Source organism: Paralcaligenes sp. KSB-10 (assembly GCF_021266465.1).
Taxonomy (GTDB): domain Bacteria; phylum Pseudomonadota; class Gammaproteobacteria; order Burkholderiales; family Burkholderiaceae_B.
The window spans coordinates 1,881,408-1,901,564 of record NZ_CP089848.1 but is presented as its reverse complement, the minus strand read 5'-3'; the positions used below and the strand labels follow the sequence as shown (position 1 = coordinate 1,901,564).

The 20,157-nt window shown below is 57.9% G+C and carries 21 protein-coding genes; 14 read left to right on the top strand and 7 right to left on the bottom strand.

Annotated elements, in window-relative coordinates; genetic code table 11:
• The first annotated feature begins 40 nt into the window (after positions 1-40).
• Together LSG25_RS08610 and LSG25_RS08605 are read left to right on the top strand one after the other, a co-directional pair.
• Positions 41-937 carry a DMT family transporter gene (locus LSG25_RS08610; RefSeq protein WP_232744252.1) on the top strand — a complete coding sequence of 299 codons (897 nt, stop codon included), beginning with the start codon at positions 41-43 and terminating at the stop codon, positions 935-937.
• A gap of 11 nt (positions 938-948) precedes the next feature.
• Positions 949-1,818: a sulfurtransferase gene (locus LSG25_RS08605; protein ID WP_232744251.1), complete on the top strand. Its 870-nt coding sequence runs from the start codon at positions 949-951 to the stop codon at positions 1,816-1,818.
• Positions 1,819-1,845: 27 nt separating this feature from the next.
• Here LSG25_RS08605 and LSG25_RS08600 read toward each other — a convergent pair whose 3' ends face one another.
• Entirely contained in the window at positions 1,846-2,994 is a 1,149-nt protein-coding gene (locus LSG25_RS08600; RefSeq protein WP_232744250.1) for an aromatic ring-hydroxylating dioxygenase subunit alpha, read from the bottom strand.
• Between the two features lie 228 nt (positions 2,995-3,222).
• Here LSG25_RS08600 and LSG25_RS08595 point away from each other — a divergent pair, with 228 nt between their 5' ends.
• The 9 genes from LSG25_RS08595 to LSG25_RS08555 all read left to right on the top strand — a co-directional run bounded on the left by LSG25_RS08595 (position 3,223) and on the right by LSG25_RS08555 (position 10,658).
• Positions 3,223-3,525 (top strand): exodeoxyribonuclease VII small subunit, encoded by a 303-nt coding sequence (locus tag LSG25_RS08595; RefSeq protein ID WP_232744249.1) that lies wholly within the window; start codon positions 3,223-3,225, stop codon positions 3,523-3,525.
• A gap of 2 nt (positions 3,526-3,527) precedes the next feature.
• Positions 3,528-4,442: a polyprenyl synthetase family protein gene (locus LSG25_RS08590; protein WP_232744248.1), complete on the top strand. Its 915-nt coding sequence runs from the start codon at positions 3,528-3,530 to the stop codon at positions 4,440-4,442.
• Positions 4,443-4,577: 135 nt separating this feature from the next.
• Positions 4,578-6,446: a 1-deoxy-D-xylulose-5-phosphate synthase gene (gene dxs / locus LSG25_RS08585; protein ID WP_232744247.1), complete on the top strand. Its 1,869-nt coding sequence runs from the start codon at positions 4,578-4,580 to the stop codon at positions 6,444-6,446.
• 152 nt (positions 6,447-6,598) lie between these two features.
• On the top strand, positions 6,599-7,405 hold the full coding sequence (gene folE2 / locus LSG25_RS08580; RefSeq protein WP_232744246.1) for a GTP cyclohydrolase FolE2: 807 nt from the start codon (positions 6,599-6,601) through the stop codon (positions 7,403-7,405).
• Positions 7,406-7,585: 180 nt separating this feature from the next.
• Positions 7,586-7,963, top strand: coding sequence for a 30S ribosomal protein S6 (rpsF, locus tag LSG25_RS08575; RefSeq protein WP_232744245.1), 378 nt, complete (start codon positions 7,586-7,588; stop codon positions 7,961-7,963).
• Positions 7,964-8,003: 40 nt separating this feature from the next.
• Positions 8,004-8,306, top strand: coding sequence for a primosomal replication protein N (gene priB, locus LSG25_RS08570; protein ID WP_232744623.1), 303 nt, complete (start codon positions 8,004-8,006; stop codon positions 8,304-8,306).
• A 103-nt stretch (positions 8,307-8,409) separates the two neighbouring features.
• Positions 8,410-8,682: a 30S ribosomal protein S18 gene (gene rpsR, locus LSG25_RS08565; RefSeq protein ID WP_232744244.1), complete on the top strand. Its 273-nt coding sequence runs from the start codon at positions 8,410-8,412 to the stop codon at positions 8,680-8,682.
• Positions 8,683-8,697: 15 nt separating this feature from the next.
• Complete coding sequence (gene rplI / locus LSG25_RS08560) at positions 8,698-9,153, top strand: 50S ribosomal protein L9 (protein WP_232744243.1); 456 nt, start codon at positions 8,698-8,700, stop codon at positions 9,151-9,153.
• Positions 9,154-9,275: 122 nt separating this feature from the next.
• Positions 9,276-10,658 carry a replicative DNA helicase gene (locus tag LSG25_RS08555; RefSeq protein WP_370636004.1) on the top strand — a complete coding sequence of 461 codons (1,383 nt, stop codon included), beginning with the start codon at positions 9,276-9,278 and terminating at the stop codon, positions 10,656-10,658.
• A gap of 43 nt (positions 10,659-10,701) precedes the next feature.
• Here the strand turns inward: LSG25_RS08555 and LSG25_RS08550 are convergent, their stop codons facing one another.
• The 5 genes from LSG25_RS08550 to LSG25_RS08530 form a co-directional block, all read right to left on the bottom strand.
• Positions 10,702-11,715, bottom strand: a complete 1,014-nt coding sequence (locus LSG25_RS08550; protein WP_232744241.1) for a bile acid:sodium symporter family protein — start codon at positions 11,713-11,715, stop codon at positions 10,702-10,704.
• 91 nt (positions 11,716-11,806) lie between these two features.
• Positions 11,807-12,814, bottom strand: coding sequence for a 4-hydroxythreonine-4-phosphate dehydrogenase PdxA (pdxA, locus tag LSG25_RS08545; protein WP_232744240.1), 1,008 nt, complete (start codon positions 12,812-12,814; stop codon positions 11,807-11,809).
• Between the two features lie 63 nt (positions 12,815-12,877).
• Positions 12,878-14,521, bottom strand: a complete 1,644-nt coding sequence (locus LSG25_RS08540; RefSeq protein WP_232744239.1) for a PhoH family protein — start codon at positions 14,519-14,521, stop codon at positions 12,878-12,880.
• A 55-nt stretch (positions 14,522-14,576) separates the two neighbouring features.
• On the bottom strand, positions 14,577-15,044 hold the full coding sequence (locus LSG25_RS08535; RefSeq protein ID WP_232744238.1) for a peroxiredoxin: 468 nt from the start codon (positions 15,042-15,044) through the stop codon (positions 14,577-14,579).
• Positions 15,041-15,493 carry an Mth938-like domain-containing protein gene (locus LSG25_RS08530; RefSeq protein ID WP_232744237.1) on the bottom strand — a complete coding sequence of 151 codons (453 nt, stop codon included), beginning with the start codon at positions 15,491-15,493 and terminating at the stop codon, positions 15,041-15,043. Before LSG25_RS08530 ends, LSG25_RS08535 begins: the two co-directional genes overlap by 4 nt.
• Positions 15,494-15,695: 202 nt before the next feature.
• On the opposite strand from LSG25_RS08530, the gene alaC reads away from it, so the two are divergent.
• Genes alaC through thrC form a run of 3 tightly spaced genes read left to right on the top strand, consistent with a single transcriptional unit; the run spans position 15,696 to position 19,596 of the window.
• Positions 15,696-16,883 (top strand): alanine transaminase, encoded by a 1,188-nt coding sequence (alaC, locus tag LSG25_RS08525; protein WP_232744236.1) that lies wholly within the window; start codon positions 15,696-15,698, stop codon positions 16,881-16,883.
• Positions 16,880-18,184 carry a homoserine dehydrogenase gene (locus LSG25_RS08520; RefSeq protein ID WP_232744235.1) on the top strand — a complete coding sequence of 435 codons (1,305 nt, stop codon included), beginning with the start codon at positions 16,880-16,882 and terminating at the stop codon, positions 18,182-18,184. The genes alaC and LSG25_RS08520 overlap by 4 nt, the downstream gene beginning before the upstream one ends.
• On the top strand, positions 18,181-19,596 hold the full coding sequence (gene thrC / locus LSG25_RS08515; protein ID WP_232744234.1) for a threonine synthase: 1,416 nt from the start codon (positions 18,181-18,183) through the stop codon (positions 19,594-19,596). The genes LSG25_RS08520 and thrC overlap by 4 nt, the downstream gene beginning before the upstream one ends.
• Positions 19,597-19,674: 78 nt before the next feature.
• On the opposite strand, the gene LSG25_RS08510 is transcribed toward thrC, so the two are convergent.
• Positions 19,675-20,100, bottom strand: coding sequence for an Lrp/AsnC family transcriptional regulator (locus tag LSG25_RS08510; protein WP_232744233.1), 426 nt, complete (start codon positions 20,098-20,100; stop codon positions 19,675-19,677).
• Between the last annotated feature and the right edge of the window lie 57 nt (positions 20,101-20,157).

Sequence of the window (20,157 nt, the reverse complement as noted above, 5' to 3'; positions counted from 1 at the left end):
ATCGACTTTCTGGATTTAAATTTGAACTTCGGTTGACCACATGCAGTCTCTCTGGATGTTATTGGCTTGCGTCATGTTTGCAATCATGGGGGCCTGTGTAAAGGTAGCGTCCGATTTTGGCGCCTCTTTGTCTGAAGTGGTGCTGTTTCGCGGGATCCCCTCCATTATTTTCCTGTTCGTGTGGGCCAAGTTTTACCGCCGAACCATAGCTCCCAGCAGTTGGAAGCTTCACTTCTGGCGAAATGTCTCCGGTGTGACCTCGATGTGGCTCGGTTTCTACGCCCTGGCGCACTTGCCGCTGTCGACCGCCATCAGTCTGAATTACACCGCACCCCTGTTTATTGCCGGCTGGATGCTCGGCTGGGGCGGCTCGCAGCGCGACCCGGTTCGGATCCTTGCCGTTCTATTCGGTTTCCTGGGGGTTGTGGGGGTCTTGCGTCCCAGCATTGAACACGATCACTGGCTTGCCGCGATTCTGGGTCTGGGCGCGGGGGCGTTCTCGGCGGTGGCCATGATGCAGATTCGGGAATTGGGCCGGGTCGGCGAGCCCGAGTGGCGCACCGTGCTGATATTTTCCAGTTGCGTCTGCGCCAGCAGCCTGGTCGGGCTGAGTTTCGGCGGCTGGCGTCCCCTCAGTTGGGAAGCGTGGCTGGCTTTGTTCGGGATCGGATCGTCGGGCATGATAGGCCAACTGGCGATGACGCGCGCATTTGGCCTGGGTTCGGCCTTGTTGACGGCGGCCCTGCAGTACACCACAATTATCTTTGCCGCTTTGCTGGGCGTTGCATTTTGGGGCGATCGGCCCGATGCCATTGCCTGGGGGGGCATGGCGCTTATTATCGCTTCAGGCTTGCTGTCCATTTGGCGCACAGTTAGTGAAGACCGCATCATGCGGGGCACGACGATGCAGTCGGCAACGGCAAGCAGTATTGATTAAAAGGATCCGTAGTGTTCAATTTGCTTATCGGCGCGGCCGAATTACAGGCGGGCATTCAAACCGGGCAATGGCTGATTTTCGATGTCCGCCACGATCTTAAAGATCACCAGGCGGGGCGCCGCGCCTACGAGCAGGGCCATATACCGGGTGCAATTTATCTGGATCACGAAAGCCGTCTGTCGGCCCCGAAAACCGGGCGCAATGGCCGTCATCCGCTGCCGGAATTCGCCGATTTTGCGGCACTCATGCAGGCCTGCGGCCTGACTGCCGCGTCGAAAGTGGCCATATACGATGCCGATACAGGCATGTTTGCCGCTCACTTATGGTGGATGCTGCGCTGGCTCGGGCATGAGCAGGTGGCGGTTCTCGATGGCGGGTGGCGTGCCTGGCTGGCCGGCGGCGGTCCAGTCCAATCCGGCACGAACGATGAAAAAGCCATTGAAGCCCAGTCCGTGCGCGGCATGGGCGCCGCAGGCGGTCCGGCCATGCCTGTGGTCGATGCCGACGGGGTGCTGGCCAATTTGCACAAGCCTGTATTTACGGTGATCGATGCGCGTGCCGGCAACCGTTACGCGGGCGAGGTCGAACCCATGGATCCGGTTGCCGGGCATATACCGGGAGCCCTGAATCGGCCCAATACCCTGAATCTGCAGGCCGATGGGCATTTCAAGGCGCCGGCGGTGTTGCGTGCCGAGTTCGATGCATTGCTGGAGGGGCGGCCCGCAAACCAGATCGTGCATCAATGCGGCTCCGGCATTACCGCCTGCCATAACCTGTTTTCCATGGAGTTGGCCGGATTGAAAGGCTCGGCGCTTTATCCGGGCTCGTGGAGCGAGTGGTGCAGCGACGCTTCCCGGCCGGTTGCCCGGGGCTCGGCCTGATTCCCGGCGGCTGTGGCGCCGGGGGGGTTAACGCCCGGTGTCCATCAGGCGCCGATACCATTCGTGGAAGTGCATCATGCCATCTTCCATCGGCGACTGGTAAGGGCCGGTTTCGTTGGTGCCTCGCAGCATGAGCGCCTTGCGGCCGGCATCCATGCGTTCGGCGATTTCATCGTCTTCGATGGCGGTTTCCATGTAGGCGGCGCGCTGTGCTTGAACGAATTCACGCTCGAACGCGGCAATGTCTTCGGGGTAATAGAACTCGACAATGTTCACGGTTTCTTGCGGGCCGACCGGATGCAGCGTGGACAGCACCACCACGTGCGGATAAAGTTCGATCATGTGGGTTGGAAAATAAGTAACCCATACCGCTCCGAATTCGGGGGCATCGCCGGCACGGTACTCGAGCAGGCGGTCGTGCCAGTCTTTGTACACACCGGTGCCGGGTTGCGTCAGGGCCTTGTGCACGCCGACCCGCTGGGCGCTGTACCAGTCGGAAAATTCCCAGCTTAAATCGTTGCAGGTTACGAACTGGCCCAGGCCCGGATGAAAAGGGCCTACATGGTAGTCTTCGAGGTAGACCTCGATAAAGGTTTTCCAGTTGTATCGGCAGCGATGAATTTCGACATGATCGAGCACATAATCGGAGAAATCGAACTCCGGCCGATGAAACAGGGCCGCCATGTCGTGCGCAGGGTTGCGCGCCCCTTCGAACAACAGGCCGTGGCAGTTCTTGAGCGTGAATTTTTGCAGATTCGAGCAAGGCTTGTTGTCGAAATGAGGGGCGCCTATCAGTTGGCCCTGCTGGCTGTATGTCCATCGATGCACCGGGCATACGATATTGCCGCCGGTATCGCGCAGGTTGCCGCTGGATTTCTGTGGGTCGGTCACATTGCCGGCTGCCCCGCCCAGCATGATGGCTTGGCGATGGCGGCAGACATTGGACAGCAATTCAACCCCTAGAGCGTTGCGCACCAGTACGCGGCCGGCGTGCTCGTGCGGCAGCGTACGCCAGTCGCCGACTTCGGGAACAAGTTTTTCGTGCCCAACGTACAGAGCAGAGTTTTTGAAAATGAGTTCTTGCTCGCGGGCAAAAATGGCTTCGTCAAAATAACTGCTGACCGAAAGTTGCGTACGTGCGGGCGCCAAATGCGCCACCCGACCGATGTCGGTCATGATTCCCCCCGCCAGGAAAAAACCAGGCCTGCACATCCGGTCTGGTGCGAAGAAAAAACGGATTGGCCGATGAAATAAGTTAAGGAGAGGGATTGTACCCTAAATTTTCTCTTATAAAACAAGACCTATCCCCAATATGGCGGCACATGCGGCGGGCATCTCGTACAATCACGGAAGGGCTTGAAACCCATGCGGCATTTGCCGCACTCCTATTTCTGGATAAGCACGATGGTTGATAAAAATTCCACTCCCGGCGAGAAGCCAGGCAAACCCTCCGCCGGTACGGCGTCGACGGGTGCGACTGCGCTTCCTCAGGATTTCGAAACGGCGCTGGCTCAGCTCGAGGCTTTGGTGGTGCAAATGGAAAACGGCACGCTGGCGCTTGACCAGTCGCTGGCCGCCTATGAAAAAGGTGTGGAACTGGCGCGAATTTGCCAGCAGCGTCTTGATGCCGCCGAACAGCAGGTCCGTGTTTTGCAGGACAACCTGCTCAAGCCACTGGTCGATAGCGCCAGCGATGGCGAGGGTTGAGCATGGGCGCCAAGCACCTTGAGTTTTCTGCCTGGCTGGCCGCGCGAGTCCAGTATACCGAGGCGATGCTCGGGCGCGTCCTGCCCGAGGCCGACGCTGTACCGGAAACCCTGCATCAAGCCATGCGGTACGCTGTTTTGGGCGGTGGCAAGCGTGTACGCGCGGCGTTGGTGTACGCCGCGGGCGAAGCCTGCAAGCCGGTCGGCACCGCCACGACAGCCCAGGATATGGCGCTCGATCATGCGGCGGCAGCGGTCGAGCTGATTCATGCATATTCATTGGTACACGACGATTTGCCCTGCATGGACGACGACGCTTTGCGGCGCGGCCGGCCCACGGTCCATGTGCAATTCGACGAGGCTACGGCCATGCTGGCGGGCGATGCGCTGCAGCCCCTGGCGTTCGAGCTGCTGGCGCAAATGCCGATTGCTCCGGCCTTGATCGTGCAGGCTGTGCAAATACTGGCACATTCGGCGGGAAGCATGGGCATGGCCGGGGGGCAGGCGATTGATTGCAGCAATGTAGGCAATACGCTGTCGCGCGAGCAGCTGCAAACCATGCACAGCATGAAAACCGGTGCCATGCTGGGCGCGAGCGTGCTGTTGGGCGGTATCGTTGCCGGAGCCAGTTCCACCACCCGCGACGGGCTGGAATCGTACGCGGCTGCCATCGGCCTGGCTTTTCAGGTGGTGGACGACATCCTGGATGTCACGTCCGATACGGCTACACTTGGAAAAACGGCCGGCAAGGATATGGCCGAAAACAAGCCGACCTATGTTTCATTGATGGGCCTGGACGCCTCGCGCCAGTTGCTGGAAGTCTTGCGGGCGGAAGCGCACGCCGCCTTGTTGCCGCTTGGGACGGCCGGGGTCCGGCTGGGCGAAATAGCCGACTACATCGTAGGCCGTGATCATTAGCAATGCCGGGGTTTTTCCCTGTGCGCATCAGGCTTGCGCCATAAGTTCTAGAATAATGGGTGCGGCACGATGCCCGCACCGCTTCTTTGTCCCCGGGATTGCCATTAGGCGTTCGCTGTCAATTTACCTATTTGTATGACTACTGTCTCGCTCGATCAAATTCAGTCGCCCGCCGATCTGCGGCCATTGGGGCGTCGTGAGCTTAAAGAAGTCGCGGCGCAGTTGCGCGAGTTTGTGCTGCAGTCGGTTTCCAGGACCGGCGGCCATCTGTCGTCCAACCTGGGCACGGTGGAACTGACCATTGCTTTGCATCATGTGTTCAACACGCCCGATGATCGTATCGTGTGGGATGTAGGGCATCAGTCCTATCCTCATAAAATATTGACCGGGCGGCGCGAGCAGATGGGGCGCTTGCGGCAAATGGGTGGAATGTCGGGCTTTCCCAAGCGCAGCGAGTCCGAATACGATGCGTTTGGCACGGCGCATTCTTCGACCTCGATCTCGGCGGCCTTGGGCATGGCGGTAGCGTCGCGCAATCTGGGGCTGCAGCGCCAGCACATCGCCGTCATCGGCGACGGCGCAATGACGGCAGGCATGGCCTTCGAGGCCCTGAATAACGCGGGAGTTACCCAGGGGGTCAATCTGCTGGTGGTATTGAACGACAATGACATGTCGATTTCGCCGCCCGTGGGGGCGCTCAACCGTTATTTGGCCCGATTGCTGTCAGGCGGGTTTTATGCCGCCGCCAAAAACGTCGGGCGAGCCGTATTGCAGCATGTGCCGCCGGTTCTCGAGCTGGCTCGCCGCTTTGAAGGGCATGCCAAAGGCATGGTGTCCTCGGCAACGCTTTTCGAGGAACTGGGTTTCAACTATGTAGGGCCCATCGATGGGCATGATCTGGATGCCCTGGTCCCTACTCTGGAAAATCTGCAGGCTTTGGGTGGTTTGCAGTTTTTGCACGTCGTCACCAAAAAAGGCCAGGGCTATAAGCTGGCCGAGGCCGATCCGGTGTTGTATCACGGCCCTGGAAAATTCGATCCCAGCATCGGCATACAGAAATCCAAGGTGCCTGCCAAGCAGACCTTTACCCAGGTATTTGGCCACTGGCTGTGCGATATGGCCCAGGCTGATGAGCGGCTCTATGGCATTACTCCCGCCATGCGTGAAGGCAGCGGCCTGGTCGAGTTCGAGCAGCGTTTCCCGGCCCGGTATTTCGACGTCGGTATCGCTGAACAGCACGCTGTTACATTTGCGGCAGGCCTGGCGTGTGAAGGGCAAAAACCGGTTGTGGCTATTTACTCCACTTTTCTGCAGCGCGGATACGACCAGTTCATTCATGACGTGGCCTTGCAGAATCTGGATGTTACGTTTGCGCTGGACCGGGCGGGCATCGTAGGCGCCGATGGCGCAACGCATGCCGGGAACTACGATATTGCCTTTTTGCGCTGCGTGCCCAATATGGTGGTGGCAGCCCCGTCCGACGAAAATGAAGCCCGTTTGTTGCTGAGTACCTGTTTCCAGCATCCTGGACCGGCTTCCGTGCGTTACCCTCGCGGCGCCGGGTGCGGTGCTCAGGTTGTGGCCGGGCTTGAAACCGTCGAGATAGGCAAGGCCGTGCTTCGGCGCGCCGGGCGCCGCATCGCCATTCTGGGGTTTGGCACGCTGGTGCAGCCTGGCTTGCAGGCGGCCCAGGCCCTGGATGTCAGCCTGGTCGATATGCGCTTTGTCAAGCCGCTCGATGAAGCCATGCTGCGGTCGCTGGCCGCCACACACGATGCCTTTGTCACGCTCGAAGAGGCTGCCGTCATGGGGGGGGCCGGAAGCGCGGTGCTTGAGTTCCTCAGCGCCGAGGGTATCGATCTCCCAGTACTGCAGCTTGGCTTGCCCGACCGGTTTATCGATCATGGTGAGCAGGCCGTGTTGTTGCAAGGCCTGGGACTGGACGCGGCGGGAATCGAGGCCTCGATTCGCGGGCGTTTTTCGACACTGCTGGAGCTCGCATAAGCTTATTGCTCGATTTCCCAGAGTGGCTTGTGGTGTAATGTCCTAATACCATTAGGGTTTTAGGGTGATATCCAATCCGCGCATTCCATAATGGAAAACTTGTCTATTTGGTCAAGACCCAGCCTGGGCTGAGCGTCTTTTAGGTTGTTACTATGAATTCTCTGATTGATCCTGCGGTTGCCATGCCAGATGTACAGAGCAGCGTCGATACCCGGCATTTGCCGATCCAGCGCGTGGGCGTGCGCGGTGTGCGCCATCCCATGTTCGTGGCGGGCGCCGATGGGCAGGCTATGCCCACCGTGGCAACCTGGGAGCTCACTGTTGCCTTGCCGCCCGAAGAAAAGGGTACACACATGTCGCGTTTCGTGGCCTTGCTCGAGCAGCATCGTGCCACCGCCATGACACCGGCGTTGTTTTGCGATATGGCGCAAAGCATGCTGTTGTTGCTGCATGCCGAAAAGGGCGATATTGCGGCTTCGTTCCCGTATTTCATCAACAAGGTGGCCCCGGTTTCGGGAGTGGCAAGTCTGATGGATTACGAGGTCAAGTGGATTGCCCGCGTGCAGTCCAATGGCGCTGTCGAGTTCGAACTGTCGGTGCTGGTGCCTGTCACCAGCCTGTGCCCGTGTTCCAAGGCCATTTCCGAGTATGGAGCGCATAATCAGCGTTCGCATGTCACCGTCAACGTCGTATTTGCCGGCCGCGCCGACGTCGATCTCGATGGTTTGATCCGTTCGATCGAAGCCCAGGCTTCGTGCGAGCTTTGGGGCTTGCTGAAACGTGTCGATGAAAAATTCGTTACCGAGCGTGCCTACGAAAACCCTAAATTTGTTGAAGATCTGGTGCGGGATGTCGCGGTACAGATTAAAAATGTTGCTGGCATGCAACGCTTCAGGATCGAGGCTGAAAACTTTGAATCCATACACAACCATTCGGCTTATGCGGTGGTTGAAGGGTAGTTTTGCTTGTCCCCAAGATGATTCCATTATGAACTGCCCGCCCCAGGCGTGCTAGAATAGCTGGTTTCTTGCTCGACTCTTCGCCTATTTGCGGGGGGCGGGCTGCCCCTTCCGGTAGCTGTAAGCACAGCGCATTGCGTGTCGATGCCGCCGGAAGATATCCTTAAGGAGTGTAGTTTTATGCGTCACTACGAAGTAGTGTTTATTGTGCATCCCGATCAAAGCGAGCAAGTGCCTGCCATGGTCGAGCGCTATCAATCGGTTGTTACCGGTAATGGTGGCCAGGTGCACCGTTTCGAAGACTGGGGTCGCCGCCAACTGGCTTACCCTATCCAGAAACTCGTCAAAGCCCATTATGTATGCTTGAACATCGAATGTGGACAGACCACGCTCGACGAGCTCGAACATTCGTTCCGCTATAACGATGCGGTGCTTCGTCATTTGGTCATCAAAACCAAAAAGGCTCAAACGACTCCGTCCATCATGATGAAGTCGGTTGAACGCGAAGAGGCGCGCAAGGCAACGGCCGAAGCTGCACCGGCAACGCAAGCGGAATAATTTTGCCTTTGTTCCGGGTTGCAGCGTGAATCAGGTCGTCATGACCGCCACGGCTCTGGAGGTCAAGCCTCTCAGATATACCCCAGCGGGTTTGCCGGCGATCGAGATGGTGCTGAATCACGAATCGGAAGTTCAGGAGGCAGGCCATCCACGCCGCGTCGAACTGGTACTTTCCGCCGTAGCCCTGGGCGACATTGCCTTGTTGTTGGCCGATACGCCACTAGGTGCCGCCTTGTCGATAGAGGGTTTTTTGGCCCCGACCCGAAAAGGCTCGAACAAAGTGGTTTTGCATATACAGCAGGCAAACCGGATTTTTGCTGGCGGCGCCACGGCGCTGGTTTAGCTGAAATCCACAGGCAAATTCAAACAGTGCGAGTCGCCTGGCGATTCGATGCATAGTAAATATTGATTGGGGCGTAAAGCTCCGAAAACTCAAGAGGCACATTATGGCTTTCTTCAAAAAGAGCAAAGAAAAACGTAAGTTCACCCAGCAAAATCCGCTGTTCAAACGCCGCAAGTTCTGCCGTTTCAGCGCTGCTGGCGTCGACGAAATCGACTACAAAGACCTGGATACCTTGCGCGATTTCATCCAGGAAAACGGCAAAATCATTCCTGCCCGCTTAACCGGTACCAAGGCTCACTATCAGCGCCAGCTCGACACCGCGATCAAGCGTGCCCGGTTTCTGGCCCTGTTGCCTTACACCGATAACCACAACTAATCCGGGGCTATAGTCATGCAAGTTATTCTGCTTGAAAAAGTTGTCAATCTGGGTAATCTCGGTGAAGTCGTGCGTGTGCGCGACGGCTATGCCCGCAATTACCTGATTCCTCAAAAAATTGCCCGCCGGGCTACCGATGCCGCCTTGAAAGAATTCGAAGCCCGCCGTGCCGAGCTCGAAAAAATTCAGGCCGAAAAATTGGCTGCCGCGCAATCCGCCGGCGAAAAGCTTTCGGGCCTGACGCTCAAGATTTCGCAAAAATCCGGTGTTGACGGCCGTTTGTTCGGTTCGGTTACCAATATGGATATCGCCGTCGCTTTGCATAAAGAAGGTTTTACGACAGTCGAGAAATCGCAGATTCGTTTGCCCGACGGCTCACTCAAGGCCATTGGCGAATACTCGGTTCAGGTGGCGCTTCACGCCGACGTAGTGTCCGACATTACTGTCGTGGTGCAAGGCGAAATGGCTTAAGTGTCCGTTCGATGACGCGTCGCCCGGCCGAGTGCGGGGCGTTCGTTATCGCTTGCCTTTACTGAAAAGCCGGTGTAAACCGGCTTTTCTACTTTCGTCTTCCCGCTTATATCGAGGTGCTGATTTTGGATAGCAAAACTACAGGCGGCGATCCGCAACTGGATTATTTACGCGTACCGCCGCACTCGGTCGAGGCAGAGCAGTCTGTGCTCGGCGGCCTGTTGCTCGATAACGCCGCCTGGGATCGAATCACCGATGTGCTGGGCGACGAGGATTTTTATCGTTTCGACCATCGCATTATCTGGCAGCATATTTCGCGGCTGATCGGCCTGGCTCGGCCGGCCGATGTGGTGACGGTCAACGAGTCTTTGGCCAGCGCGGGCAAGGCCGACGAAGTAGGGGGCCTGGCATACCTGAATGCCCTGGCGCACAACACGCCTTCGGCGGCCAATATACGGCGCTATGCTGAAATCGTGCGCGAACGCTCCATGCTGCGCAAGCTGGTGTCGGTGGCCGACGAAATTTCGGCCGCCGCCTTTAACCCGCAAGGCAAAGAAGCCCGTCAGCTTCTCGATGAAGCCGAGTCGCGAGTGTTCCAGATCGCCCAGGAGGGTTCGCGCGGTGTGTCGGGCTTTCAGGACATTCAGCCTTTGCTGACGCAAGTGGTGGAGCGCATCGACGAGCTTTATCATCGCGAAGGCGGCTCGGATATTACCGGCGTACCAACCGGTTTCACCGATCTGGATCGCATGACCTCGGGCCTGCAGGCGGGCGATCTGGTGATTGTGGCGGGGCGGCCTTCAATGGGTAAAACGTCGTTCTCCATGAACATCGGCGAGCACGTCGCCATTGAGCAAGGCTTGCCGGTGGCGGTGTTTTCCATGGAAATGGGCGCCGTTCAGCTGGCCATGCGCATGGTCGGCTCGGTAGGCATGCTCGACCAGCAGCGCATGCGTACCGGCAAGCTGACTGCCGATGATTGGCCGCGCCTGACGCATGCCGTGCAGCAGGTGCAGGAAGCGCAAATCTATATCGATGAGACCCCGGCCCTGAACTCCATGGAGGTTCGGGCGCGTTCCCGGCGCCTGGCGCGCCAGTGCGGGCAGCTGGGCCTGATCATCATCGATTATATGCAGCTCATGTCGGCCAATTCGTCGGGTGAAAATCGGGCGACTGAAATTTCGGAAATCAGCCGTTCCTTGAAGGGCCTGGCCAAAGAGCTGAATTGCCCGCTGATTGCCTTGTCGCAGCTTAACCGCAGCCTGGAGCAGCGGCCCAACAAGCGCCCCGTCATGAGTGATCTGCGTGAGTCGGGGGCTATCGAGCAGGACGCCGACCTGATCCTGTTTATTTATCGCGATGAAGTCTACAACCCCGATTCGCCCGATAAAGGTACCGCTGAAATCATCGTCGGCAAGCAGCGTAACGGCCCGATAGGCAGCGTACGCCTGACCTTCCAGGGGGCAAGTACCCGGTTCCTGAATTTCAGTACCGGCATGAATTGATTCCAAGGTGCGGTGGCCCTTGCGGCCACCATCTGGCTTCAACTCAGGATGTGCGCGCCGGGGCCAGGTGCTTGCTGTGCGGCTTGGCCGCCGCCGGCCGGCGGGCGTAGGCTCCCGCTATGACTGCGCAAATGATCAGCTGTGTTTGATGGAAGATCATCAGGGGCAGCACGATGGCGCCTACGGCATGCCCGGCAAATAGAATGTTGGCAATGGGAATTCCACTGCTGAGGCTCTTTTTGGAGCCGCAAAATAGCAGGGTAATCCGGTCTTCGAGCTTGAACTTGAAGATGCGCCCCATCAATAGGGTAATACCCAGCACCAGGGATAGAAGCACAACGGAAATGACCACGAGCGAAATCAGCGCCGACAATGGGGTGTTGGACCATAGCCCGCCTATCACCGCCTCGGAAAACGCCGTGTAGACCACCAGTAGAATCGATCCCTGGTCGACGACCTTCAGCAAGGCATTGTGCCTGCTTACCCATTTGCCTATCCATGGCCGCAGAATCTGCCCAAGCACAAACGGCAGCAGCAATTGCAGCATGATTTTTCCTATGGCATCGAAGGAAATGGGAGCGCTGCCGGCTCCGCCTCCGCTCATGACCAGGCCCACCAGCAGCGGGGTCAGGAATACGCCCAGCAAGCTGGATGCGGAGGCGCTGCACACGGCGGCCGGCACATTGCCACGCGCAATCGATGTAAAGGCAATTGCCGACTGAACGGTGGCCGGCAGGCAGCACAAAAACAGAATGCCCAGGTAGAGTTCATGCGTGATAAAGGGCGATACCAGCGGCTTGGCCAGCAGCCCCAGAATGGGAAAAATAACAAAAGTGGCGGAAAAAATGGTGAGGTGCAGGCGCCAGTGCGATGCTCCGGCCACGATCGCATCGCGCGACAATCGTGCGCCATGCAGGAAAAACAACAGCGCGATAGCGATATTTGTGGCCCATTTGAATACGCTGGCCCCTGTCCCATGAGCGGGCAGGAAACTGGCCAGGACGATGGCAATCAGCAGTTTGATTAAAAATGGGTCTATGGAAAAGCGCGATTTCATAAAGTAGGAAAAGAAAGGAAAGTTCAAGTCAAACCGCATCGTAGCCAATCTGTCGATGGACCGCAAAACGTTGCGAGTTGTGCAGCCGGGATCAGGCGCGGGTCTTTGTTTGTGTCATGGCAAGAGCCATATCGTACGCGGCGCGCAGCGAGCTGGGGTCGGCTATCCCCTGGCCGGCGATGTCGAAGGCGGTTCCATGGTCGACGCTGGTGCGCACGAATGGCAGTCCGACCGTGACATTGACCCCTTGATCCACCCCCAGGTATTTGACGGGAATCAGGCCCTGGTCGTGGTATTGCGCCACCACGATATCGAATTCTCCCCGGCGGGCCCGCATAAAAATAGTGTCTCCAGGCCATGGGCCGCTTGCATTGATGCCTTCGGACCGGGCCTGTTCGATGGCCGGGCCTATGATGTCGATTTCTTCTCGCCCGAATCGCCCGTTTTCTCCCGCATGGGGATTCAGGCCTGCCACGGCAATCCGCGGAGCAGGGATACCCGCTTGCCGGCACGCGTGGTCGGCAAGCCTGATCGTATTGATCTCATTGTCAAAATTGATGTGCCGGCCAACTTGGGCGAGCGCCAAATGGATTGTTACCAGTATGACTCGCAGTTCCAGGTTGGCCAGCATCATGGCGTAGTGCTGTGTCCGGGTGCGCTCAGCCAGAATTTCAGTGTGGCCCGGATAGTCGGCGCCACCGGCCTGCATGGCTTTTTTATTGAGAGGAGCGGTCACTATGGCGCGCAGGCGCCCCAATTGCGCATCGTCGATGGCATGGCACAGGTATTCGTACGCGCCGCGGCCTGCTGCCGCGCTGATCTGGCCCAGGGGCAGCTTGGCTGGCAAGGCGTTCCAGCGATTGCAGACGGGTATGCAGCCTGCCTCGCAGGCAAGCGGGTCGGGGTCGGAAAGTTCCTTGATTCTGAGCTGGCCTTTCAAGTTCAAGCGGCCCAACGTGGCATCCAGCATGCCCGCATCGCCATAGACAATGGTGGGCACCGGCAGCCCGGCGGCAAACAGCTTGACGATGATCTCCGGCCCGATGCCGGCGGCATCGCCCAAAGTGATTCCTATGGGAGCGCGCGAAATGTCTGTCATGAGAAATAAGATAGGAAGAAAAACCCGGGCCTTGCGCCCGGGCATATTCGCTGCAGTGTACGCCTACAAGGCCTCGCTGGCATAGTCGGCCAGTCGTGAACGTTCACCCCGTTGCAGGGTAATGTGTCCGGCATGCGGCCAGCCCTTGAAGCGGTCGACGACATAGGTCAGCCCCGAACTGCCTTCGGTGAGATAGGGCGTGTCGATTTGCGCTATGTTGCCCAGGCACACGATTTTCGTGCCGGGGCCAGCCCGTGTGACCAGCGTTTTCATTTGCTTGGGCGTCAGGTTCTGGGCCTCGTCTATGATGAGGAACTTGTTCAGGAAGGTTCGGCCGCGCATGAAGTTGAGCGACTTGACCTTGATGCGCGAACGTATCAGTTCCATGGTCGGGTTCTTGGACCAGTCCTGTCCGGCCGTGTTCGGAGCAATCTCGTTATTGCCGGCGCCCAAGTGCAGGACTTCGAGATTGTCTTCAAGAGCACCCATCCAGGGCAGCATTTTTTCTTCTTCGGTGCCGGGCAGAAAGCCTATATCGTCGCCCACCGGTACGGTGGCCCGGGTGATGATGATTTCGTTATAGCGTTTGGTTTCCAGCGTTTGCGTGAGCGCGCTGGCCAGGGCCAACAAGGTTTTACCCGTGCCCGCCTGTCCCAGCAGCGAGACGAAGTCGCAATCGGGATTCATGAGCAGATTCAGGGCAAAGTTCTGTTCGCGGTTGCGGGCGGTGATTCCCCAGACATTGTTTTTCCCGTGGCTGTAGTCGCGCAAGGTGGCCAGTACGGCGCTTTTGCCGCTGACTTCCTTGACCTGCGCGTAGAGGGGCAGCTCGCCTTCGAAGTAGACGAATTCGTTGACGATGAATTCCCCGCATAGCGGACCCTTGATGCGATAGAAGGTGGTGCCGCCCTGTTGCCACGATTCGACGTCCTTGCCGTGCTTGGCCCAGAAGTTTTCCGGCAGAGGCAAAACCCCGTCATACAGCAGATCGGAGTCGTCGAGAACGTGGTCGTTGTAATAGTCTTCGGCGTGCAGGCCCAGCGAGCGCGCCTTGAGCCGCATATTGATGTCTTTGGACACCAGGATGACCTGCCGTTTGGAAAACAGGGCTTGAAGAGCATGCACGACATTGAGAATGACGTTGTCGGCCTTGCCCAGCGGCAGTTCTATGGGAAGATCCGCATTCATTGCGGTTGTCTGGAAATGCAAGGAACCCAGGGCCTCTACATTGCCCAGCGCGTCCAGGGCCAGCCCTTTTTGCAGGTCGTTGGAATTGCCGACCAGGCCATCGAGCGTGCGGCTGACCTGGCGAGCATTGCGAGCCACTTCCGACATGCCTTTCTTTTGATGATCAAGCTCTTCGAGCACGATCATCGGCAGGAAAATGTCGTGCTCTTCAAATTTGAACAGGGAGTTCGAATCGTGCAGCAGTACATTGGTGTCGAGCACGAACAGTTTGCGCCGGGCCACGGGAAGGCGGGTTTTCTTCTTGGGCTTGAGCAGTGTGATCGGGGCAGCGGCCGGTTCGACGGTTGCTTTGACTCGGGAAGTTGCCGGTGCGGTGGCTTGCCTGGCTTGAGGCACCGCGGTTAAAGGCGCAGGGACGACAAACGTATCGGATTCGATGTCGGCATCGATGTCGATTTCGGCATCGTTGCTGGAAGCAATCAGGGTCCCCAGACGTGTGGGCAACTTGGGTAGCGGCATAAAGTATCTGCTCCTGAACGTTTAAGATAAAGTGTGTAAAGTACCGCACGCTCCGCTAGGCAATATTGCGGACCGCCTGCAAAACCTCATTGATATGGCCGGGTACGCGCAACCCGCGCCATTCTTGTATAAGCACTCCGCTGGCGTCGACTAAAAATGTGCTGCGTTCGATGCCACGTACCTGTTTACCGTACATGTTTTTCATTTTTATGACATTGAATAACTGGCATAGCGTTTCGTCGTCATCCGAAATCAGTGCAAAAGGCAGATTTTGTTTTTCAGTGAAACTGGCGTGCGATTTAAGAGAATCGCGCGAGATGCCTATGACCTGACAATTGGCCGCCACGAAATCCTGGTGGCGGTCCCGAAAATCCTGGGCCTCGGTGGTGCAGCCCGGCGTATTGTCCTTGGGATAGAAATAAAGAATCGCCGAGCGGCCCTTGAGTTCGTCGGGGCTGACCTCGCCTTGTGTGCTGAGTGCCTTGAAATCGGGCAGGGGCCTGCCGACAGTTGCATGAGTCATAGGGGGGCATCCTCGTGAGGTAAAAGGGCAACGACGACACGGCGCCCTTCGGCCATTAATATGTTGTAGGTGCGGGCAGCCGCCTGGGTGCTCATGGATTCGACTCCAATACCCAGCTTCAGCAGGCCTTGCGTTACGTGTGGGGGTAAAAAATGCTGTTTCAGGCCTGTGCCGATCAGAATCACTTCGGGGGCGCCCGGCGGTTTTTGCGGCGCGGCATCGGCATCCAGGAACGCCATGGGGTCGGCGGTGAAGCTGCTTAGGCCAGCTACTTCGCGCAGCAGGCTGGCGCTGATGTCGGCGACGGTTTTTACGGCCCAGGGTTTGATTTCTCCCTCGGGAGCAAAATAAACGGCGTGCTCATACGAGACTTCGTTAATTTCGATGTAGTCGTGCCCGTAGGCGGTTACGGTGTTCAGGGCAGGATTGGTTTCGGTCTGCAGTTGCACAAAAAAACTCCCAGAGTCATAAAGATAATAGCGCAATTCATTGTGTATTCCGTTCCGGATATTCCGGTTTTACAGAATTTTCGGATCGATTAAACTAGCAGGCTATTTGCCCCCGGCGTTTGCTTGAGCTAGATTAGTACTTTTGTTGCACTGCAACTATCGCACCTGTGTTATCCCCCTCCGCCCGTCCCTAGGATCATTTATGACGAACTTTCCTCGTATTGAGCGTTTACCGCCCTATGTTTTTAATATTACCGGCGAGTTGAAAATGGCGGCGCGGCGGCGCGGAGAGGATATTATCGACATGTCCATGGGCAACCCCGATGGACCGACCCCCAAGCATATCGTCGACAAGCTGATTGAAGTGGCGAGCCGGCCCGATACGCACGGATACTCCGTGTCCAAGGGCATTCCGAGGCTGCGCAAGGCCATATCGGGCTGGTACGATCGCCGCTACGGTGTGCAGATCGACCCCGATTCCGAGGCGATTGTGACCATCGGCTCCAAAGAGGGGCTGGCGCACCTGATGCTGGCTACGCTCGATCGCGGCGATACGGTGCTGGTGCCCAATCCCAGCTACCCCATACATATTTATGGCGCCGTCATTGCCGGGGCGAATATCCGTTCGGTTCCCATGACTCCCGGGCTCGATTTTTTTGAGGAAATCGAGCGGGCAGTGCGCGAAAGCATACCCAAGCCAAAAATGATGATTCTGGGCTTTCCCAGCAACCCGACGGCCCAGTGCGTCGATCTCTCGTTTTTCGAACGGGTCGTGGCGCTGGCCAGGGAGCACAATATTCTGGTGGTCCATGATCTGGCCTATGCCGATATCACGTTTGATGGCTATGTGGCGCCGTCGATCATGCAGGTCGAGGGCGCGCGCGATGTAGCGGTGGAGTTTTTCACCATGAGCAAAAGCTACAATATGGCCGGCTGGCGCGTGGGGTTCATGGTGGGCAACCGGGAACTGGTCAACGCTTTGGCGCGCATTAAAAGCTATCACGATTACGGCACATTCACGCCTATCCAGGTGGCCTCGATCGCCGCGCTCGAGGGTCCGCAAGATTGCGTTTCGCATGTGGTCGAACAATACCGCAATCGTCGCGATGTCCTCGCAAAGGGTTTGCACGAAGCCGGCTGGATGGTCGATATTCCCAAAGCATCCATGTATATATGGGCAAAGATTCCCGAGTTTTACCAGAAGCTCGGCTCGCTGGAATTTTCCAAGCGTGTGCTGGCCGACGCCAAGATTGCCGTTTCGCCAGGCATTGGCTTTGGCGAGTACGGAGACGATTACGTGCGTTTTGCATTGATCGAAAATGAGCAGCGCACGCGCCAGGCGGTGCGAGGCATTAAAGAGATGTTCCGCAAGGATGGTTTGAGTAAATGAGCCCCGTCAAAGTAGGTTTGCTGGGCCTGGGTGTCGTCGGCGGGGGCACGTGGAAAGTGCTGACGAACAATGTTGAGGAAATTGCGCGCCGTGCCGGGCGCCGCATCGAAGTTACGGCGGCGGCTGTGCGCGATGTCGAAAAGGCCAGGGCGCTGGTGGGCGATAGCATCAGGATTACGCGTGACGGCATGGAAGTCGTGCGCGACCCGAATATCGACATCGTGGTCGAATTGATTGGCGGCGATACTCTGGCTTTCGAGTGGGTCATGGAAGCGATCCGCCAGGGCAAGCACGTGGTCACGGCCAACAAGGCGCTGCTGGCCATGCATGGCAATGAAATTTTTGCCGCGGCCCACGCCAAAGGCGTCATGGTGGCCTTCGAGGCTGCCGTGGCTGGCGGAATTCCCATTATCAAGGCCATACGCGAAGGCCTTACCGCCAATCGCATCCAGTGGCTGGCGGGCATCATCAACGGCACCACCAATTTCATATTGTCTGAAATGCGGTCGCGCGGCCTGCCGTTCAACGTGGTGCTGGCCGAGGCGCAACGGCTGGGCTATGCCGAGGCGGATCCGACCTTCGATATCGAAGGCGTCGATGCGGCTCACAAACTGAGCCTGCTGGCATCGCTGGCGTTCGGCATTCCGGTGCAATTCGACAAGGCCTATATCGAAGGTATTTCCAATCTTGCGCAGGAAGATATCGCGCATGCCGAGCGCCTGGGCTATCGCATCAAATTGCTGGGAATCACCAAGCGGCGGCCCGAAGGTATCGAGTTGCGCGTGCACCCCACTCTCATCCCCACCGAGCGATTGCTGGCCAATGTCGAAGGTGCCATGAATGCGGTGCTGGTAAGCGGCGACATGGTGGGCGCTACCCTGTACTATGGCCAGGGAGCGGGCGAATTGCCCACGGCTTCATCGGTCGTGGCCGATCTGGTCGATGTCACCCGCCTGCAGGCGGCCGATCCCGAGCATCGTGTTCCGCATCTGGCCTTCCAGCCCGATGCCATGGCCGACACGCCGATTCTGCCCATGGCCGATGTGATATCGGCGTATTACCTGCGCCTGCATGTCGACGATCGTCCCGGCGTTCTGGCCGATCTGGCGCGGATCCTGTCCGATTCCGGCATTTCGATCGGCTCCATGTTTCAGGAACCGCATGGCGAGCATGCGGCCGATATTATTTTCCTGACCCATGAAGCGCGCGAAGGCGCGGTCAACAAGGCGCTCGAGAAAATCCAGGCTTTGCCTTTTGTTAAATCCCCGGTAACGCGTTTGCGTGTGGATAATCTGTCATGAAATATCGTTCAACTCGCGGCGACATGGAGCTCCAGCCTTTTTCGGATATCCTGCTCGAAGGCTTGGCCCCCGACGGCGGCCTTGCCTTGCCGCAATCCTTGCCCAGGATCGGCGCCGAAACGCTGGAGTCATGGCGCGCGCTGCGCTATCCTGAACTGGCGGCGGAAGTGCTGGGCCTGTTTATTACCGACATTCCCAAAAGCGATCTGAGCCGGCTTACGCAGGCTGCCTATCACACCGATGCATTTGCCAGCAGCGAGATTGTGCCGCTCAAGCCACTGTCAAAGGGCTTGAGCCTGCTGGGGCTGTCCGAGGGGCCGACTCTGGCATTCAAGGACATGGCCATGCAGTTCCTGGGCCAGGTGTTTGAGTACGTGCTCGACAAGCGCCATGCCTCGATCACGATTCTGGGAGCCACTTCGGGCGACACTGGCTCGGCCGCGGAGTATGCCTTGCGCGGCAAGCGCGGCATTTCGGTGTTCATGCTGTCGCCGTACGGGCGCATGAGCGATTTCCAGCGCGCTCAGATGTATTCGCTGCAGGATCGCAATATTCACAATCTGGCGCTCAAGGGCGTATTCGATGAATGCCAGGACATCGTCAAGTCGCTGTCCAGCGATCTTGCCTTCAAATCCGCTTATCATCTGGGCGCGGTCAATTCCATCAACTGGGCGCGCATTGCCGCGCAAGTGGTGTATTACTTCTGGGGCTGGCTGCGCGCCACCTCGGGGCAGAACGCGGGGCATGCGCAGCAGGTATCGTTTGCCGTACCTTCGGGCAATTTCGGTAATATTTTGTCGGGCCATATCGCGCGTGAGATGGGTTTGCCGATACGGCGGCTGGTGCTGGCCACCAACGAAAACAATGTGCTTGAAGAGTTTTTCCGCACGGGCGTGTATCGGCCCCGTTCGGCTGCTCAGACCTACGCCACGTCGAGCCCGTCCATGGATATTTCGCGGGCCTCCAATTTCGAGCGTTTCGTGTTCGATCTGGTGGGGCAGGATGCGGACAGGGTTCGAGAGCTCTGGCATGAGCTCGAGCAGAAGGGCGAGTTCGATTTAAGCGCCATGCAGCCCGATTTCGAGGCGCGCTACGGTTTTGTGAGCGGCGTCAGTACCCATGCCGATCGGCTCGACACGATACGTTCGGTCCATCGGGACGCCGGCTTGCTTATCGATCCGCATACGGCCGACGCGGTCAAGGTGGCGGCGGCATATGTGGAGCCTGGGGTGCCCATGCTGGCGTTGGAAACGGCGTTGCCCGCCAAGTTCAGCGAAACCATCGTAGAGGCTATAGGCCGGCCCGCTCCGGTGCCCGAGCATTTGCAGGAACTGGCCAGCCTGCCGCAGCGCGTGGAAGTCATGGATTGCGACGCGCGACTGGTGCGCGAGTATATCAAGCAGCACGCGTAGGGTGGGCTTTTGTGGTCGGTTGCCGATGGCGTTCTTGAGGCGCGGGGGTGGCGGCCCAGGCGGGGCCATTCATTGAGGTCACGAGAAGCGGTAAGTTTGCAGATGCAGGCTGGTTTCGGTGTTGCTGATGCCGCGGATCAGCCGGATGCGCTCCAGCACTCCGGAAAGCTCCGATAAATTGGCCGCGCGCAGCTCTGCGAGCAGATCCCATCGGCCGTTGGTGTCGTGCAAAACCGCGACTCCTGGTTCACCCAGCAAACTGGCGATGACCGTGCGGGTTTCGTTGCCTTCGACGGCAATTCCCATCCAGGCGCGTATATCGTTGGGTTCGGCATCGGGCCTCAACCGGACTGTGTAGCCCACGATTATTCCCGCGTCTTCGAGCTTGGCGATGCGGTTATTGATCGTGCCGCGCGACACCCCCAGCTTTTTCGCCAGAGCGGCGACATTCATGCGGGCGTTTTTGCGCAAATGGGAAATCAGGGCTTGATCGGTGGCATCCATATTGTCATTATGGCATTTATAGATATCTAAATAGTAAATAAATGACAAAAAGATAGC

Excerpts from the sequence above, each read along its gene's own strand:
- LSG25_RS08610 (WP_232744252.1), top strand. The coding sequence starts at position 41 with ATGCAGTCTCTCTGGATGTTATTGGCTTGCGTCATGTTTGCAATCATG.
- LSG25_RS08600 (WP_232744250.1), bottom strand. The coding sequence starts at position 2,994 with ATGACCGACATCGGTCGGGTGGCGCATTTGGCGCCCGCACGTACGCAA.
- LSG25_RS08595 (WP_232744249.1), top strand. The coding sequence starts at position 3,223 with ATGGTTGATAAAAATTCCACTCCCGGCGAGAAGCCAGGCAAACCCTCC.
- LSG25_RS08590 (WP_232744248.1), top strand. The coding sequence starts at position 3,528 with ATGGGCGCCAAGCACCTTGAGTTTTCTGCCTGGCTGGCCGCGCGAGTC.
- dxs (WP_232744247.1), top strand. The coding sequence starts at position 4,578 with ATGACTACTGTCTCGCTCGATCAAATTCAGTCGCCCGCCGATCTGCGG.
- folE2 (WP_232744246.1), top strand. The coding sequence starts at position 6,599 with ATGAATTCTCTGATTGATCCTGCGGTTGCCATGCCAGATGTACAGAGC.
- rpsF (WP_232744245.1), top strand. The coding sequence starts at position 7,586 with ATGCGTCACTACGAAGTAGTGTTTATTGTGCATCCCGATCAAAGCGAG.
- priB (WP_232744623.1), top strand. The coding sequence starts at position 8,004 with ATGACCGCCACGGCTCTGGAGGTCAAGCCTCTCAGATATACCCCAGCG.
- rpsR (WP_232744244.1), top strand. The coding sequence starts at position 8,410 with ATGGCTTTCTTCAAAAAGAGCAAAGAAAAACGTAAGTTCACCCAGCAA.
- rplI (WP_232744243.1), top strand. The coding sequence starts at position 8,698 with ATGCAAGTTATTCTGCTTGAAAAAGTTGTCAATCTGGGTAATCTCGGT.
- LSG25_RS08550 (WP_232744241.1), bottom strand. The coding sequence starts at position 11,715 with ATGAAATCGCGCTTTTCCATAGACCCATTTTTAATCAAACTGCTGATT.
- pdxA (WP_232744240.1), bottom strand. The coding sequence starts at position 12,814 with ATGACAGACATTTCGCGCGCTCCCATAGGAATCACTTTGGGCGATGCC.
- LSG25_RS08540 (WP_232744239.1), bottom strand. The coding sequence starts at position 14,521 with ATGCCGCTACCCAAGTTGCCCACACGTCTGGGGACCCTGATTGCTTCC.
- LSG25_RS08535 (WP_232744238.1), bottom strand. The coding sequence starts at position 15,044 with ATGACTCATGCAACTGTCGGCAGGCCCCTGCCCGATTTCAAGGCACTC.
- alaC (WP_232744236.1), top strand. The coding sequence starts at position 15,696 with ATGACGAACTTTCCTCGTATTGAGCGTTTACCGCCCTATGTTTTTAAT.
- LSG25_RS08520 (WP_232744235.1), top strand. The coding sequence starts at position 16,880 with ATGAGCCCCGTCAAAGTAGGTTTGCTGGGCCTGGGTGTCGTCGGCGGG.
- thrC (WP_232744234.1), top strand. The coding sequence starts at position 18,181 with ATGAAATATCGTTCAACTCGCGGCGACATGGAGCTCCAGCCTTTTTCG.
- LSG25_RS08510 (WP_232744233.1), bottom strand. The coding sequence starts at position 20,100 with ATGGATGCCACCGATCAAGCCCTGATTTCCCATTTGCGCAAAAACGCC.